This window comes from Promicromonospora aerolata, assembly GCF_042682255.1.
In the GTDB taxonomy this organism is placed as follows: domain Bacteria; phylum Actinomycetota; class Actinomycetes; order Actinomycetales; family Cellulomonadaceae; genus Promicromonospora; species Promicromonospora aerolata.
Genome location: NZ_JBHUHF010000001.1, coordinates 5,478,366 through 5,494,548, shown reverse-complemented (window position 1 = coordinate 5,494,548; position 16,183 = coordinate 5,478,366). Strand labels below are relative to the sequence as shown.

The following is a 16,183-nucleotide window of genomic DNA, read 5'->3' as shown; positions in this document are numbered from 1 at the left end:
CAGTCCCAGCTCCTCTCCACGGGTCCCCACCCCAGTCCCGGAGCTGTGACCGCCCTCTACGACCTATCCGCTCGCCATCAGGCGAACACACCAGGAAGTACTCTCGTGGCAAACATCAAGTCCCAGATGAAGCGCATCAAGACGAACGAGAAGGCTCGTCTGCGCAACAAGTCCGTCAAGTCGGAGCTGAAGACCCACGTGCGCAAGGTGCGCGAGGCCATCGCAGCCGGCGACAAGGAGACCGCGACGGTCAGCCTTGCCGCCGCGTCGCGCAAGCTCGACAAGGCTGTCGCCAAGGGCGTCATCCACGCGAACCAGGCCGCGAACCGCAAGTCGGCTCTCGCGAAGTCGGTCGCCGCTCTCTGAGCACACTTCGTCGGACGCCGTTCGCCCCTCGGGGCGGGCGGCGTCTTTCGCTTGCCCGGGATCAGGCCGCCGCGTTCAGCCGGTCTGCGCGCTCATCTGGTCTGCGCGTTCCCCGAGCGGCGAGAACGCGCGATCGTCATGACCGCGCGCTCGACGGCGAACACGCTGTCCCGGGCCTCGCCCTTGACGTCCGCGTCGGCCTGCGCGACGGCGGAGATCGCTGCCGCCAGCCCCTCGGGGGTCCAGCTCCGCAGGTCCTTGCGTGCCCGGTCCACCTGCCACGGCGCCATGCCGAGGTCCCGCGCCGCGAGCCCTCCGCCCCGCATCGAGGCGACCTTGGCCAGGTTGCGCAGGCGCAGCGCGAGGGCCGCCACGACGGGCACCGGGTCCAGACCGGTGTCCAGGGCGTGCCGGAGAAGTGCGACGGCGGCGCCGGCGTCACCTGCCACGGCGGCGTCGGCGACCCGGAAGCCCGTGGCCTCGACGCGCCCGCCGTAGTACTTGTCCACGGTGGCCGCCGTGACGGTGCCGGTCGTGTCGGCCACCAGCTGTGAGCACGCGGAGGCCAGCTCGCGCAGGTCGCTGCCGAGCGCGTCCACCAGGGCCCGCACGGCCTCGGCGTCGGCCCGGCGGCGCGCGGCCTTGAACTCCCCCACCACGAACGACGCCTTCTCGGCGTCCTTCGTGACCGGCTCGCACATCATGACGGGCGCGCCCGACCGCGTGATCGTGTCCAGCATCTTCTTGCCCCGCTGCCCCCCGCCGTGCACCACCACGACGGTGGTCTCCTCGTCCGGCGAGGCGACGTACGCGATGAGGTCCGCCATCAGCTCCTCGGTGCCGGACTCCGTTGACCGGACCACCACGACCTTGGCCTCACCGAAGAGGGACGGGCTCGCCGCGACCAACAGCTGGCCGGCGCCGTACGTGGCGCCCTCCAGCTCGACCTTCTCGACCTCGGGGTCACGCGCCCGCACCAGCCCGACGACGCCGTCCACCGCGCGCTCCGTCAGGAGCGGCTCCGCCCCGCGGACGAGCACGACCGGGGCGAGCGTCGGCTCGTCCCAGCTGCGGCCGGTGGAGGGTGAGGCGGTACGGCGTTTGGTCGCTGGAGGCACGGACACAGCCTGCCACGCACCACCGACAGTCACTCCCAGAGCAGGTCCGCCAACGCCATCCGCCCACCGTCGGTCCACGCGTTCGCGACCACGCACGCACCCGCCACGGCACAGTCGGCCGTACCGCCACCGACCAGGTCGATCTCCCGCTCGACCGGCAGCCGCGTGGTCACGGAGCCCGAACGGTCGGCGACCACGCGCTTGCCCTCGTCGTACAGGCAGTTGTCCCCGTCCACCCCGCCGTCCGCCGTGGTGGCGCACTGCACGATCCGCACGGTGGCGCCCTTCGGGTAGCCACTGCCCGTGACCACGACGCTGCCCTGGTCCGGTCCGAGCTCCTGCTCGGACAGGGCGAGGGTCGGTGCGTCGGGCGGCTCGGAACCGCCGGGCAACGGGGCGGAGGCGGCCGCGAGCACGACGTCGGCCAGGTCGGCGACGGCGAGCGCGCACGGATCCTCGGTGCAGTCCACCTCCGACACGGCCCCGACGTTGACGAACGCCCTGGCCGGTCGCGTCGCCGCGATCCGGCCGCGCTCGTCGGCCACCACCTGCTCGCTGGTCGACATGTCACACTCGTCGAGGGCGCTCGCACCCGCCGTCGTGCCGCCCATGCACTGGACCAGGTACTGGTTGCCGCCCGTGAAGCCCGTGCCGCGTACCGACCAGCTGCCGTCGACGGCTCGGACGGTGATGGTCGGGTCGCCGCCCGCGTGCGGGGCGTCCGACGCCGAGCCGGTGCCCGTCTCCCGGGGCGGACCCGACGGGCCGGGAGCCCCCGGCGCCGCCGTGCAGGCGGCCAGGGCGAGCACCACGGCGACGACCGGGACCCACAGCCGCGCGCGCATCACGGGTACCCGAGGTAGTGGTCGACGCTCAGGGCGATGCGCCAGCTCCAGTCGCTGCGGTTCCGCATCCACTGCACGCCCCGGCCCCACACGTGGAACTCCTGTTCCAGGTAGCAGGACACGGCGTTGGTCTGGTTGAGCTCACCCAGGTCCGTGCGGTAGTGGCGGGCGTCGTTGGTACCGGGGCTCGACGCACCCACGCGCGTCTTCATGATCTGCGCGCACTCGCGACCTTCTGACGACACGTACATCACGTGGGTCCCGTATCGGGCCGCCGAGAAGCCGGTCTCGCACGACGTGTTGATGGCGTTCGAATGGAGCGGCACGTGCAGGTCCGCACCCACGCGGTTCGAGTTCGCGATGTTGGACCGCGTCAGGCCGTTGCCGCGCACCACCTTGTAGCCGCGCTCCAGCAGGTTCAACCGGTCAGGAACTCGTTGGGTCGTCGTGGAGACCGCAAGCAGGTAGGAGTTCCGGTTCTCGCTGAACCCGGCGCAGCCCGTGTTCGTGTGGCACTTCGTGTCACCCCGGTCGTGACACGCCTGGGACAGGTAGATCACCTTGCCGTTCCAGCGGTCCGGCACGTAGGTCACGTCTGCGGCCGCGGCCGGCGCCACCGCCAGCAACCCGCCGGTGCCCAGTGCCAGGGTCGCGACGAGGGACAGGGTCCTGCGGAAGAATGCGCGCATCGTCGTCCTCTCAGCCCAGGTCGATCGGCAGGTCGGTGGAGGCGCACATGTCCCCGCCCGTCGCGTACGCGAAGGCGAGGCAGTCCCCGTCGAGCGTGAACCGCACGGAGTCGATGGCACCGTTGCTGTGGGCGGTGAACAGGAGCGCCTGCCAGACGTCGCCGGGATAGACACCGGCGTCGGCCAGCGCCTGCTCGAACCCGGCGGCGACGTCGACGGTCGCCTCGCCCCGGGCGATCCGCACCTTGGTGTGCGGCAGGTCCGCCCCGGGAAGGTAGGACGCCAGCACCTGGTCGACCGCCCTGGCCAGCGTGGTGGTGGACGCACCCTTCTCGACCGACCGTGCGGTGGACTGGACGCCACCCGCCGGCCCGCACCCCAGATAGGGAGTCGTGGCACCGTCGGCGGAGCGCGGTCCCTGCGGGACCGCCGGGCAGGGTTCGGCCGCCGGCGGCGAGTCACCCGCCACCGCCTCGGCGTCGAGCCGAGCGCGCTGCTCCCCCGCCGTGGAGTCCATCCCCCCGACGACGACGGTCCAGCCGTCCAGCACCTCCGCCGACTCGTCGAGCCAGGCCTCCGCTGCCTCCGGGTCCTGGGCGACATCCACCCGAACCATCTGGTCGGCCTCGGAGACGTCGGTGACGACGGACTCCGCAAGAAGTTCCTGCCGGAGCTCGAGCCGGGCGGTCGCCTGGTCCCTCCCGGCGGCGCTGAACGCCGCCGCCGGAAGAAGCAGAGCGGCTGCTGTGGTTACCGCGATGGTCCGGCGATACCGCCGGGCCGCAAGCCTGAGATCGACCACGAAGCCCCCCTGGTACGTGATGACGGAACTCTCCGACATACCCCACGGTAGGGCCGCGGACAGGATCCGCAACGTTTCGCGATGTGTGGCAGGGCCGCCGGGCGGACATCGGCTTGACCTGGTAGAAGGCCCCCGAACGAGCCCTGAACGTACTCCGGGTCGGGTGGAGTCAGCAGCCCGCGACTCCGAGCTCCCCGCCGCGGACCAGCAGGACCGCCGTGCCGCACCGGTCGGTACGGACGGTCGCGGCGCCCACCCCGGCGTACAGGTCGAGGGCTTCGTCGGTGGGGTGGCCGTACTCGTTGTCCCTGCCCGCCGAGAAGACCGCGACGGCCGGCCTCGTCAGCTCCGCGAGCTCACGGGACTGCACGGCGGATCCGTGGTGGGCGGCTTTCACGACGTCGAACGCTGCCTCGCCCCGGCGCCCGAGCTCCGTCGCAAGGGCTTGCTGCCCCTCTGCCTCCAGGTCGCCGAGCAGCAGCACGTCCAAGTCCGGTGTGCGGACAGCGAGTGCGATGCTCGCGTCGTTCGCCGCCCCCGCCTGGGGTCCGTGCCCGACGCCGGCCTGCAGCACCTCCCACCCGACGTTCCCGGCGGTACCTCGGTCTCCTGCCCGCGCGTCACCGACCGGGACCCCCGCCGCGGCAAGCGCTGCCCGGGTCACCGCGGCGCCGGTCGGGGGATCGTCGACGGGCGTGACGATCGCCGAGACCACCTGGCGCCCGGTCAGCACCGGTCCGAGACCGCCCACGTGGTCGGCGTGGAAATGACTCAGCACCAGCAGGTCCACCGTGATCACGCCGAGCTGGTCGAGGCACCGGTCGGCAGCAGTCCCAGCGGGGCCGACGTCGACGACGACAGCAGAGGCCGGGCCCGTGCGCACCGCGAGTGCGTCCCCCTGCCCGACGTCGCACGCCGCCACCTGCCAGTCCTCGGGCAAGCCGCCCAGCACAGGGAGGCGAGGCACCGCGAGCGCCACGACGAGCACGACAGCGGCCGCCGCTGCCACCAGGGTGGCGGCACGCGCGCCGGTGAGCCGGCCCGCAGGTGCCTCGGCCGAGCCAGACCGCACCGCCGCCCGCCACGCCTGCGGCCATCCGGGATGCGCGTCGCGGCGCAGCACCGCCCACAGCCCGACACCGGTGAGCCCGGCCAGGAGCAGCGCACCGACCGGACCACCCGGCCAGGGCACCGAAGCCCCGGGCAGGCCGGCCAGGAACTGGGCGACGGCGGCGATCCACCAGGTCGCTCCGGACGCCACCCACGCGACCATCCCTGCGACGGCCGGTAGCCATGGCGCCAGCATCGTCGCGACCAGTCCCAGCAGAGTCGCTGGGACCACGGCGGGAGCCGCCAGCAGGTTCGCGAGCACCGACACCGTGGACACCGACGGGTCGAGGAGCACCAGCACCGGGCCGCACGCCGCCTGTGCGGCGAGCGGCACCGCCAGCGCGAACGCCGCCGTGCTCCCCGTCCAGGGAGCGAGGCGAGCGGCCAGCGGCGCGGCGAGCAGCACCAGGCCCGCGGTCGCAGCGGCCGACAGCGCGAACCCGAAGGACCGGGCCAGCCACGGGTCGACCACCAGCAGCCCGACGACCGACGCCGCGAGCGCCGGGACCGACTGCGCCGGCCGCCCGATCGCGACTCCCGTGAGTGCGAACGCCGCCATGGCCGCCGCCCGGAGCACGGCGGGCTCCGGGCGGACGAGTGCCACGAAGGTGAGGGAGGCGAGCGCGATGAGGACCACCCTGGCCGGTCTCGGGAGCCGGGCCAGCGAGCAGAGGAGGGTCAGCGCGGCGACGACCACGGCGAAGTGGCCGCCGGAGACGGCCGTGATGTGGGTGAGGCCGGTCGCGCGCATCTCCTCGGCGAGGTCGTCCGGTAGCCGGGTGGTGTCACCGATGGCGGCGCCCGGTACGAGCCCGCGGGCCTGGGCGGGCAGCGGGTCGGTCACGTCGAGGAGCGCCGCGCGATGGGTGTCGAGCACCAGGAGTCCCGCTGGTGGAGCGCGGATCTCGCTCGTGTCATCGGCGGTCAGCCGGGCGGTCTCGGCGGCGCCGGCATCGACGGGCCGCAGGGCCCCGGATACCGTCACGGTCGCCCCGTACCGGGGTGCGGTACCGGACAGGACCTGGACGTGCGCCCGTGCCCCTGTGGCGACGCCTCGGGCGTCCACCGTGCGGGCCGCTAGCACCCAGCGGTACTGTCCCGCGCCGGTATCCGAAGGGCCTCTGTCCGAGGAGCCCGGGGCGAACGAGAAGGGCACGGGCTGGGAGGCCACCACGCCGCTCAGGGTCGCGGTGACTCGCTGCTCGGCGAGCTGGGCGAGCGGCGCGCGGCCGGCCAGCTGGACGTGCGCGGACACCGTGACGGCGAGCACGCACGCCGTCGCGAGTGCCGCGTGGGCGGTGGCCGGCCGGGCCGCACGCCGCAGCAGCACGGCCGCCACGGCGAGATGGAGGCAGACGGCGGTCATCGCTGCCGCGGCCACCCACGTCGCCGAGGAGCTCCAGACGGCCACGGGTCCGGTCAGCGACCACGCCGCTACCCAGGCGGCCAGAGCGGCCGGGGCCATGCGCAGGTCGGTCACGGCCCGACCCGTGCGCTGTCCCGGATCTCGTCGAGGGTGGCGGGGCCGATACCGGGTACGTCCTCCAGCTCGTCCACGCTCGCGAACGGCCCGTTGGCCTCGCGCCACTCGATGATCGCCTGGGCGATCGACGGCCCGACACCGGGAAGCTCCTCCAGGGCCACGGCGTCCGCCCCGTTGATGTCGACCGTGCCGCCCGCCGCTGCGCCACCTCCCGGCCCTGGTCCGGGCACGGCACCCGCTGCCGGCCCGGGCACGGGCTGGCCGGGCCGGGGCACGTACAGCTGCTCGCCGTCGACGACGGTGCGCGCGAGGTTGACCGCCGTCAGGTCGGCTCTGCCGGTGGTGCCCCCGGCGGCCTCGAGCGCGTCGGCGACGCGGGCGCCTTCGGGCACGGTGACCAGGCCCGGCTCGGCCACCTCGCCGACGACGTGCACGAGCAGCCCGCCGCCTGCCGGGCCGGGTGCGGGGACTGCGCCGGAGCCGGCTTCTACCGGTGGTGCGGTGGGCCCGGCTCCTGCCGGTGGTGCGGTGGGCTCCGCGCCCGCCGCCACCCGCGCCAGCGGCTCGACGCCGTCCCCGCGCAGTGACAGCACCGCCACGCCGACACCCAGCAGGAGCACGGCCACGGCCGCTACCACGGCGGTCTTCCCGGTCAGCTTCCACCTGCGGCTCCCGTGCTCGGTGCGGGGGTCGGCCGGATGACCGTGCGCGGCCGCATAGGCCGCGGCGACCCCGGAGGCGGACCGCCGGGCGCGCAGGCGTGCCACCAGCTCGTCGGCGTCGGTGGGCTGCGCGGCCGCGGCCGACGGGCCGGCCTGGTCGCCGGACCCGTGCACCGGGGTGAACGGCCACGGGTCGGGATGGCGCTGCGAAGCGGTCTCTGGCTGCATGCCTCAGGACGCTAGGGGCGCGTCGTGCTCCGCGGTGGGCCTGGAGGGGTCGCCTGTGCACGGATCGCCCGGAGCGCGCCCTGTGGTCGCGCTCCCCGCCGCGGACCGCCGTGCGGAAGGTCGGTCCTGTCCCCCGACAGATTCCCTGACGCGCACCGATGAGTTGCCCGGGGAACCCTCGTCCACCCTGGCAGACGGTACGAGAGCCCGGACCAACCGGCCGGGCCGCAGGAGACACAGGAGCCCCCATGACCGACAAGAAGACCTTCACCCTCGACGTGCCGAGCGGCGTCCTGACCTATGACGTGCGCGAAGCCGCGGCACCGACCGACGAGACACCCCTGGTGCTGATCGGCCTACCGATGGGAGCAGAGGGTTTCACCACGCTCGCGAGCCACTTCACCGACCGGACCGTCGTGACCTACGACCCCCGTGGCGTCGAACGCAGTACTCGTGACCTCAGCACGGAGACCGAGCCGCCCGGTATCGCCACCCACGCCGACGACGTGCACCGCGTCATCGACGCGGTCGGCGGCGGACCGGTCGACCTGTTCGCGTCCAGCGGCGGCGCCGTCGTCGCACTGGAGCTGGCCACGACCCGTCCCGCCGACGTCCGGACCGTGGTCGCGCACGAGCCGCCCCTGGCCACCGCGCTCCCCGACCGTGACGCCATGGTCACCGCCATGACGGGCATGCACGACACCTATCAGGCCAAGGGCTTCGGCGCGGCGATGGCGAAGTTCATCGCGCTGCTCACCTACCAGGGCGAGGTCACTCCCGCGTACCTCGCTCAGCCCGACCCCGACCCGGCGATGTTCGGTCTGCCGACCGAGGACGACGGTTCCCGTGACGACCTGATGTTCGGCGTCAACATGCTGGTGCTGCCGCGGTACGAGCCGCGCTACGAGGCCATCGCGGCCGGTGCTCCACGCATCGTGATCGGCGTCGGAGCGGACACCGGTGAGGCGATGCCCGGCCGCGCCGCCCGTGGGGCAGCGTCGCGGCTCGGCACCGAGGCTGTGGTCTTCCCCGGCGGGCACGGCGGCTTCAGCGGCGGCGAGTACGGCCAGCCGGCCGACAAGCCCGTCGAGTTCGCGGCACGTCTGCGCGAGGTGCTCGCCGGCTGAGGCGACCCGCTCGAATCTTCGGTAGAAGGTCAGGTGATCGGTCCCTCGGGATGCCGATCACCTGACCTTCTACCGACCACCCGGTTCCGTCGTCAGTGGGTGTGGTCGCCCAGGTCTGCTACGACGACGGCGAGGGTGCCGGGGCCGACGTGCACGCCCAGCACGGCGCTCAGCGGCGTGACCTCCACGTCCGCCCGCGTGCGGGTGTGGAGGCGGCCCGCCAGCGCCAGTGCCCGATCGTGCGCACCGAAGTGGTGCACGGCGACCACCGGCCGCTCCGCCTCGGCGACGTAGCCGGCAGCCTGTTCCAGCAGCCGCTCGGCGCCGACGGCGCGCGTGCGCACCCGCTGGGAGAGCTCCACCGCGCCGTCGGTCAGGCGCAGGATCGGCTTGACCCCGAGGACGGTGCCGAGCGCCGCGGCCGGGCCGGACAGCCGTCCGCCGCGGCGCAGGTACTCCAGGGTGTCGACCACGAAGACCGCGTGCGCCGTGCCGGCGACCTCGATCGCCCGCGCGGCGACATGAGCGGCGTCAGCCCCGGCGGCGGCGCACTCCGCTGCCGCACGGGCCGCGAACCCGAGGCCGGCCGCGCCAGTGCGCGAGTCCACTGCGCGCACCTGCAAGGGCGAGCGCGCGGCCGCCGTGCCCGCCGACCCCACGGTCCCGGACAACGCCCCGGACAGATGCACCGACACGATGGACCGGGCGCCCTCGTCACCGAGACCGCGGTAGACGGCCGCGAAGGCTTCCGGGGACGGCTGGGACGTGGTCATCTGCGCACCGCCGGCGACCAGCTCGGCGAGCTGCTCGGGGGTGATGTCCTCGCCCTCGGCGTAGGCCTCGTCACCCACGAGGACACGCAGGGGCACGACGACCGGTCCGTCCGGCAGGCCGGCGGGCAGGCAGGCCGTCGAGTCGGTGACGACCCGCACCTCCTGGGGTGCCGGGCTGGAAGAACGACGTCGGGTGCGCATGACCGCGTCACTCTATCCGCGCGGGGAACCGGACGGCGAAACCGTGGGCGCCTCCCCGCGCGCTGGGCCGGAGCCCGACCTAGCATCCGAGACATGTCTGATGCATCGACGCCCGACCTTGCCGCCCTCCGCGAGGCGGCCGCCGCAGCCCAGAGGGCCCTGAAGGAGGCGGAGCGGGCCGCTGCGTCGACAGATGCCGAGACGGCCGCCACGTCCCCCGCCGCAGCGCCGAGCGATGTGCTCCCCACGGGTTACGCGGCCGAGGTCGCCGCGGGCTACGCGGCGGAGGCCACCCTGCCGCTGGGCGCCCTGCTCGAGGGCGAGCCCGGCGGCGACGTCACCGCGAACCCGCAGGTGCAGGTCGGATTCGCCCTGTCGATGCTGAACCGTCACGGCCTCGTGGCGGGCGCCACGGGAACCGGTAAGACCAAGACGCTCCAGGGCATGGCCGAAGGGTTGTCCCTGGCCGGTGTGCCCGTCTTCCTGGCGGACGTCAAGGGCGACCTGTCCGGGCTCGCCCTCCCGGGCGCGGACAACCCGAAGGTCGCGGAGCGTGCGGCGAGCGTCGGGCAGGACTGGACGCCCACCCAGTACCCGGTCGAGTTCTACTCCCTGGGCGGGATCGGCAAGGGTGTACCGATCCGCACCACGGTCACCGACTTCGGGCCGCTGCTGATGTCCAAGGTGCTCGGGCTCAACGAGACGCAGGAGTCCAGCCTCGCCCTGATCTTCCACTGGGCCGACAAGAAGGGTCTGGCGCTGCTGGACCTCAAGGACCTGCAGTCGGTGATCGCCCACCTCACCTCGGACGAGGGCAAGGGTGAGCTCAAGGGCATCGGTGGCGTCTCGGCGGCCACGGCGGGCGTCATCCTGCGCGAGATCGCCGGTCTGGAGGGGCAGGGCGCCGACGTCTTCTTCGGGGAGCCCGCGTTCTCCACGTCCGACCTGATCGCGACCACGGGCGGCCTCGGCGTGCTGAGCGTGCTGGAGCTGCCGGCCGTCCAGGACCGCCCGCAGCTGTTCTCGACGTTCCTCATGTGGCTGCTCGCGGACCTCTTCCAGGAGCTGCCGGAGGTGGGCGACGCGGACAAGCCCAAGCTCGTGTTCTTCTTCGACGAGGCGCACCTGCTGTTCGCGGACGCCTCGAAGGACTTTCTGCAGCAGGTGGTGCAGACCGTCCGGCTCATCCGGTCCAAGGGCGTGGGCGTCTTCTTCGTGACGCAGTCGCCGAAGGACGTGCCGTCGGACGTCCTGGCCCAGCTCGGCAACCGCGTGCAGCATGCGCTCCGGGCCTTCACGCCCGACGACGCCACGGCGCTGCGTGCCGCCGCCCGCACGTTCCCGAGGTCGCCGTACGACCTCGAGCGCCTGCTGCAGGAGCTGGGCACGGGCGAGGCGGTGGTCACGGTGCTCACCGAACGGGGCGCGCCGGCGCCCGTCGCCTGGACGCGGGTGCGGGCGCCGCAGGCGGCGATGGAGCCGGCGGCCGACGCCGAGATCGACCGCGTGGTGGCCGCCTCGCCGGGTCAGGAGAAGTACGGCACGGCGGTCGACGCGGAGTCGGCGTTCGAGCTGCTCCAGGCCAAGGCGCAGGAGCAGGCCGCCGGGCGCGCCGCCGCCGACGGCGAGGAGTCGGCAGCCGGAGACCAGCAGGAGCTCGCCCGGGAGCGTGCCCGGATCGAGAAGGAGGCCGCTACCCGGGAGAAGGCAGAAGCGCGGGACAAGGAGAAGGCCGCCCGGGACCGGAACCGCGTGGTGGGTTCCCTGGCTCGCACGGCGGGCACCGTCCTGGTCCGCGAGCTGACCCGCTCGCTCTTCGGCACCCGCCGCCGCTGACCCTCGGGACGGTCAGGCCGGGACTATGTTGACCAGCTTCGGGGCTCGGACGATCACCTTTCGCACGCCGCGGCCGTCCAGGAACTTGACCACGTTCGGCTCGCTGAGGGCCGCCGCCTCCAGGTCCTCCGCGGTGATGTCCGGGGCGACCTCGAAGCGGGCACGCACCTTGCCCTGAACCTGGACCACGCAGGTCACGGTGTCCTGGACCAGGTACTCCGCGTCGGCCGTCGGGAACGGCGCGTGCGCCAGCGACTCCTCGTGCCCGAGCCGGGACCACAGCTCCTCCGCGATGTGCGGCGCGATGGGCGCCGTCATCAGGACCAGCGGCTCGACGGCGGCACGCGGAACCGAGTCCAGGCCCGTGAGGTGGTTGTTCAGCGTGATGAGCTTGGCGATGGCGGTGTTGGGCCGCATGTTCTCCATCTCGACGCTGACGTCGGCGATGGTGCGGTGCACGGCGCGCAGGGTGGCGGTGTCCGGTTCCTCGTCGGTCACCGTGAGCTCGCCGGTCTCCTCCGAGACGACGTTGCGCCACAGCCGCTGCAGGAACCGCTGCGAGCCGACGACGTCCCGCGTGTTCCACGGACGGGACTGGTCGAGCGGGCCCATCGCCATCTCGTAGACCCGGAACGTGTCGGCGCCGTACGCCTCGTACATCTCGTCCGGCGAGACGACGTTCTTCAGCGACTTGCCGATCTTGCCGTACTCCCGGTTCACCGGCTCCCCGCGCCAGGTGAACCCGGTCTGCTCGTCGCCCTCGACCTCGGCGGCCGGGACGTACACGCCGCGCGCGTCGGTGAACGCGTACGCCTGGATGTACCCCTGGTTGAAGAGCTTGCCGAACGGCTCCAGGCTCGACACGTAGCCCAGGTCGAACAGGACCTTGTGCCAGAACCGCGCGTACAGCAGGTGGAGCACCGCGTGCTCCACGCCACCGACGTAGAGGTCGACGCCGCCGGCCGGGCCGGACGTCGCGTTGTGCCGCGGCCCCATCCAGTACTTCTCGAGCTCCGGGTCCACGGCGTGCGCCGTGTCGGTCGGGTCCAGGTACCTCAGGTAGTACCAGCACGAACCTGCCCAGTTGGGCATGGTGTTCGTGTCGCGGCGGTAGGTCTTGGCGCCGTCGCCGAAGTCGAGCTCGACGTTGACCCAGTCCTCGTTGCGGCCGAGCGGCGCCTCGGGTGCGGAGGCCGCGTCGTCGGGCTCGAACGTGCGCGGCGAGAAGTCCGGCACCTCCGGCAGCTCGACGGGCAGCATCGAGTCGGGCAGCGCCACCGGGCGGTCCTGCTCGTCCCACACCACCGGGAAGGGCTCGCCCCAGTAGCGCTGACGGGAGAACAGCCAGTCGTTCAGCCGGTAGGTGGTGGTGCCCTCGCCGATCCCCTTGGCCTCGAGCCACTCGACGATCCGGGCCTTGGCCTCGGCCACGCCGAGGCCGTCCAGCGAGACCTCGTCGTTCGAGGAGCGGACGGCGACGCCGTCACCCGTGTACGCGCCGACGTGCCCCTCGGGCAGGCCGCCCTCGGGCTCCACCGTGTGGATCACCGGCAGGTCGTAGGCCTCGGCGAACGCGAAGTCGCGCTCGTCGCCGCCCGGCACCGCCATGATCGCGCCGGTGCCGTAGCCCATGAGCACGTAGTCGGCGGTGAACACCGGGACGGACGTGCCCGTCACGGGGTTCACGGCCAGGTGCCCCGTGAACACGCCGGTCTTCTTGCCCGCATCGGCCTGCCGCTCGACGGCCGTCTTCGCGGCCGACTCGCGCCGGTAGGCGGCCACCGCTTCGCCTGGGGTCTCGTAGCCGCCGGTCCATGCCGGGCGGGTGCCCTCCGGCCAGGCGACGGGCACCTCGTCGAGCAGCGGGTGCTCGGGCGCCACGACCATGAAGGTGGCGCCGAACAGCGTGTCCGGGCGGGTCGTGAACACCTCGAGGCTGCCGCCGGCGCCCGCCGGGTCGTACTCGGCGGTGCCGACGACGTCGAACCGCACTGCGGCGCCGAAGGAGCGGCCGATCCAGTTGCGCTGCATCGACTTGACCTTGTCCGGCCAGTCGATGAGGTCGAGGTCGTCGGTCAGCCGGTCCGCGTACGCGGTGATGCGCATCTTCCACTGGCGCAGGTTCTTGGTGAACACGGGGAAGTTGCCGCGCTCGGACCGGCCGTCGCTCGTGACCTCCTCGTTCGCCAGCACGGTGCCGAGGCCTGGCGCCCAGTTCACCGGCGAGGAGTCCACGTAGGCCAGCCGCTGCGCGTCCACGACGTCGCGCTGCTGCCCGTCGCTCAGCGCCGCCCAGACGGCGCCGCCCGTGTTGTCGCCCTCATGGCCGGGCACGGGTCGCGCGCCCGCGGCCAGCTCGTCACGCAGTTCGCCGATCCTCCGGGCACGCCCGCGCCCGCCGTCGGGCCGCTGCGCGTCCTCGTCGTACCAGGAGTCGAAGATCTGCAGGAAGATCCACTGCGTCCAGCGGACGTACTCGGGGTCGATCGTCGCGAACGAGCGGCGCGAGTCGTGCGCGAGGCCCGCGCGCCGCAGCTGCCGCTTGTACGTGACGATGTTGCGCTCGGTGACCAGGCGGGGGTGCTCACCCGTCTGCACGGCGTACTGCTCGGCCGGCAGGCCGAACGCGTCGAAGCCCATCGTGTGCAGCACGTTGTCGCCGCACATGCGGCGGTACCGGCCGACGACGTCGGTGGCGATGAAGCCCAGCGGGTGACCCACGTGGAGTCCCGCGCCCGAGGGGTACGGGAACATGTCCATGAGGAAGTACGGGTCGCCCTCCGCCGGGCGCTCGCCCGGCCCGGTAAGTCGCCCCTGCGGGTTGGCCGCATGGAATGTTCCGCGCTCCTCCCAGATGTCCTGCCAGCGCAGCTCGATCTGCTGCGCGAGGGCTGGGGTGTAGCGGAAACGGGGCTCGTCCGAGGACGTGGTGCGCTCGGGGGCGTCGGGCATTGTCACGCGGCCGAGTCTACCGACCGAGCAGGTCCCCGGCTCTCGGTCGTCCACAGGGTGAAGGTTCATCCGACATTCGCCCGCTCCTCCCCCGAAGTTGTCCGTCCGGGTGCTCGAATTGCGCGCATGATGCCCTCGTTGCGAAAGCTTCTCGCCGCCAGCATCGCCGCCACCGTCGTGTGGTCGGCCCCGACCGCCGTCGCCGTACCGTCGCCGACGGACGACCTCGGCCCAACCGGCAACGCCCCCGCCGACCACGTGGTCCTCCTGGCGCTCGACGGGTTCGACGTCGAGTACCTCGACCACGTGCGGGACGGCACCAGCCCGATGCCGAACCTGCAGCGCCTCCTGCGCCGCGGGAGCGTGACGACCTCGACCGGCGTGATGACGTCGATCACCAACCCGTCCTGGTCGTCCGTGGCTACCGGCGCCTGGCCGGAGACCCACCGCAACACCGCCTACTGGTTCAACACCGAGACGAACACCGCCCGCGGCCAGCAGCGTGACCTCGCCGTGCCCACCATCGCCCAGTCGGTCCGCGAGCAGGGCGGCAGCGTCTTCTCCGCCCAGTGGTTCATCCTGCAGAACTACGGCGTCACCTATGGCGACCCCGACGGCCTCTACACCCAGCCCGGCGGCGACTGCGCCCGCCGCACCGACGACGCCGTCGCCGTGCTGCGCGGCGAGCCCGTCAGCTCGGGTGGGCAGATGGTCACCGCGAGCGGCATCCCCGAGCTCATGGCGGTCTACTGCGACACGCTCGACGCGATCGGGCACCAGGGCGGCGACGCCGACCCCCGCATCCCGGGCGCCCTGACGGAGATCGACCGGCAGATCGGGCGGATCGTCGCGGCCACGAAGGAGGCCGGCACCTACGGCCGCACCGCGTTCGTCATCACGGGTGACCACGGCATGACGACCTTCGACAAGGGCTTCGGCGCCGAGGGGCTCGCCGCGATCGAGGCAGCGGGCTTCACCCCGCAGGTCCTCACCAGCGGTCGGTCACCGGCGCCCGGGACCGACGTCGCGATCGTCGTGGGCGGTGTCGCGGACGTCCGGATCATCGGCGAACAGGCGGGTGACCCGGCCGCCGTCCGCCGGCTGCGGGCGGCGCTGGAGACGCTGCCCCAGGTGCGGAACATCTTCGACAAGGCCGACCAGAGGCGCATGCACATGAGCCCCAACTACGGGGACCTGGTCGTCGAGCCCGAGCCGGGCTGGTCGTTCGGCGCGACGCCGGCCGGACCGGTCGGACGCCACGGCTCGACCACGGAGCTCCGTGTGCCGCTGGTCCTCGCCGGTGCGGGAGTACGGCCCGGAGTGCACCCCCGTGCACCGCGCCACATCGACATCGCGCCGACGATCTCGGCACTGCTGGGCTACGCGCCGCCGTCGGGCAGCGAGGGCCGGACGCTGCGCGAGGCGCTGCGCCGCTGAGCGGCGCCGCGGCTGAGCCGCACCGGCGCCGCGAGGTGACTGTAGGAGAACGGGGTGTGTTGCTGTCCGTAGACGGTGTCCACGGACAGCAACACACCCCGTTGGGTAACTACCAGCTCGGCCCGCCGCCGGGCCTGCTCCGGGTCGCCAACCGTCCCAGTCGTCAGTCGTCCCAGGAGATCTCGATACCCACCGCCCGGCCGCCGTGCGTGCGGGGCCGTCCGATCAGCGTGACGAGCGTGAACCAGCGGAACCGGTTGCCGTACTTCGCCGTCATCGCGCGCTTTGCGGTGCGCAGCCCGGACGCAGGGAGCACCTGCGCCCGCCCGCTCCGCCATGCGTCATGAGGCATGCCGTCGAAGTCGGACGGCGCGACCTCGACCCGGGGATCGCGGCTGATCCGCCGCACCTTCCAGGAACGCACGGGCGTGTACCCGTACAGGCGCTCGCCGTCCCGGGCGAGCCAGATCGGCGTCGTCACGGGCGTCCCGTCGGCTCGGAAGGTCCGCAGGGCGTAGTACTCGTCAGCGGGGCGGTCTCGGTGCGGCATGTTC

General features: G+C 72.9%; 13 protein-coding genes. 4 read left to right on the top strand and 9 right to left on the bottom strand.

All coding sequences use genetic code 11. The features are described 5' to 3' along the window. Positions 1–105 precede the first annotated feature (105 nt). Positions 106–366, top strand: coding sequence for a 30S ribosomal protein S20 (rpsT, locus tag ACFSL2_RS24415; protein WP_377200322.1), 261 nt, complete (start codon positions 106–108; stop codon positions 364–366). A 92-nt stretch (positions 367–458) separates the two neighbouring features. On the opposite strand, the gene holA is transcribed toward rpsT, so the two are convergent. From holA to ACFSL2_RS24385, 6 genes are all read right to left on the bottom strand, one after another. Continuing rightward, positions 459–1,484, bottom strand: coding sequence for a DNA polymerase III subunit delta (gene holA / locus ACFSL2_RS24410; RefSeq protein WP_377200321.1), 1,026 nt, complete (start codon positions 1,482–1,484; stop codon positions 459–461). Positions 1,485–1,513: 29 nt separating this feature from the next. Continuing rightward, the gene (locus ACFSL2_RS24405; RefSeq protein ID WP_377200320.1) at positions 1,514–2,329 is read right to left on the bottom strand and encodes a neocarzinostatin apoprotein domain-containing protein; all 816 of its coding nucleotides are present in this window, start codon (positions 2,327–2,329) and stop codon (positions 1,514–1,516) included. Next, complete coding sequence (locus ACFSL2_RS24400) at positions 2,329–3,018, bottom strand: hypothetical protein (RefSeq protein ID WP_377200319.1); 690 nt, start codon at positions 3,016–3,018, stop codon at positions 2,329–2,331. Before ACFSL2_RS24400 ends, ACFSL2_RS24405 begins: the two co-directional genes overlap by 1 nt. 10 nt (positions 3,019–3,028) lie before the next feature. Next, on the bottom strand, positions 3,029–3,859 hold the full coding sequence (locus ACFSL2_RS24395) for a hypothetical protein (RefSeq protein ID WP_377200318.1): 831 nt from the start codon (positions 3,857–3,859) through the stop codon (positions 3,029–3,031). Positions 3,860–3,989: 130 nt separating this feature from the next. After that, on the bottom strand, positions 3,990–6,410 hold the full coding sequence (locus ACFSL2_RS24390; protein WP_377200317.1) for a ComEC/Rec2 family competence protein: 2,421 nt from the start codon (positions 6,408–6,410) through the stop codon (positions 3,990–3,992). Next, positions 6,407–7,303: a helix-hairpin-helix domain-containing protein gene (locus ACFSL2_RS24385; RefSeq protein ID WP_377200316.1), complete on the bottom strand. Its 897-nt coding sequence runs from the start codon at positions 7,301–7,303 to the stop codon at positions 6,407–6,409. The genes ACFSL2_RS24390 and ACFSL2_RS24385 overlap by 4 nt, the downstream gene beginning before the upstream one ends. A 248-nt stretch (positions 7,304–7,551) precedes the next feature. Here ACFSL2_RS24385 and ACFSL2_RS24380 point away from each other — a divergent pair, with 248 nt between their 5' ends. Continuing rightward, on the top strand, positions 7,552–8,430 hold the full coding sequence (locus ACFSL2_RS24380; RefSeq protein WP_377200315.1) for an alpha/beta fold hydrolase: 879 nt from the start codon (positions 7,552–7,554) through the stop codon (positions 8,428–8,430). A 92-nt stretch (positions 8,431–8,522) separates the two neighbouring features. Here the strand turns inward: ACFSL2_RS24380 and ACFSL2_RS24375 are convergent, their stop codons facing one another. Beyond that, a complete protein-coding gene (locus tag ACFSL2_RS24375; RefSeq protein WP_377200314.1) occupies positions 8,523–9,404 on the bottom strand; it encodes a DegV family protein in 882 nt (293 codons plus the stop codon). A 93-nt stretch (positions 9,405–9,497) separates the two neighbouring features. Here ACFSL2_RS24375 and ACFSL2_RS24370 point away from each other — a divergent pair, with 93 nt between their 5' ends. Continuing rightward, on the top strand, positions 9,498–11,240 hold the full coding sequence (locus ACFSL2_RS24370; protein WP_377200313.1) for a helicase HerA-like domain-containing protein: 1,743 nt from the start codon (positions 9,498–9,500) through the stop codon (positions 11,238–11,240). Between the two features lie 12 nt (positions 11,241–11,252). Here the strand turns inward: ACFSL2_RS24370 and leuS are convergent, their stop codons facing one another. Continuing rightward, on the bottom strand, positions 11,253–14,192 hold the full coding sequence (gene leuS, locus ACFSL2_RS24365; RefSeq protein WP_377200890.1) for a leucine--tRNA ligase: 2,940 nt from the start codon (positions 14,190–14,192) through the stop codon (positions 11,253–11,255). A gap of 138 nt (positions 14,193–14,330) precedes the next feature. Between leuS and ACFSL2_RS24360 the strand changes: the two genes are divergently transcribed. Beyond that, positions 14,331–15,629: an alkaline phosphatase family protein gene (locus ACFSL2_RS24360; RefSeq protein WP_377200312.1), complete on the top strand. Its 1,299-nt coding sequence runs from the start codon at positions 14,331–14,333 to the stop codon at positions 15,627–15,629. Between the two features lie 163 nt (positions 15,630–15,792). On the opposite strand, the gene ACFSL2_RS24355 is transcribed toward ACFSL2_RS24360, so the two are convergent. After that, positions 15,793–16,179, bottom strand: coding sequence for a PPOX class F420-dependent oxidoreductase (locus ACFSL2_RS24355; RefSeq protein WP_377200311.1), 387 nt, complete (start codon positions 16,177–16,179; stop codon positions 15,793–15,795). Positions 16,180–16,183 lie beyond the last annotated feature (4 nt).

Bases quoted from the DNA above. Each gene is read 5' to 3' on its own strand.
- ACFSL2_RS24385 (WP_377200316.1), bottom strand. From the start codon at position 7,303: ATGCAGCCAGAGACCGCTTCGCAGCGCCATCCCGACCCGTGGCCGTTC.
- ACFSL2_RS24375 (WP_377200314.1), bottom strand. From the start codon at position 9,404: ATGCGCACCCGACGTCGTTCTTCCAGCCCGGCACCCCAGGAGGTGCGG.
- ACFSL2_RS24355 (WP_377200311.1), bottom strand. From the start codon at position 16,179: ATGCCGCACCGAGACCGCCCCGCTGACGAGTACTACGCCCTGCGGACC.
- ACFSL2_RS24400 (WP_377200319.1), bottom strand. From the start codon at position 3,018: ATGCGCGCATTCTTCCGCAGGACCCTGTCCCTCGTCGCGACCCTGGCA.
- ACFSL2_RS24380 (WP_377200315.1), top strand. From the start codon at position 7,552: ATGACCGACAAGAAGACCTTCACCCTCGACGTGCCGAGCGGCGTCCTG.
- ACFSL2_RS24370 (WP_377200313.1), top strand. From the start codon at position 9,498: ATGTCTGATGCATCGACGCCCGACCTTGCCGCCCTCCGCGAGGCGGCC.
- ACFSL2_RS24405 (WP_377200320.1), bottom strand. From the start codon at position 2,329: ATGCGCGCGCGGCTGTGGGTCCCGGTCGTCGCCGTGGTGCTCGCCCTG.
- leuS (WP_377200890.1), bottom strand. From the start codon at position 14,192: ATGCCCGACGCCCCCGAGCGCACCACGTCCTCGGACGAGCCCCGTTTC.
- ACFSL2_RS24395 (WP_377200318.1), bottom strand. From the start codon at position 3,859: ATGTCGGAGAGTTCCGTCATCACGTACCAGGGGGGCTTCGTGGTCGAT.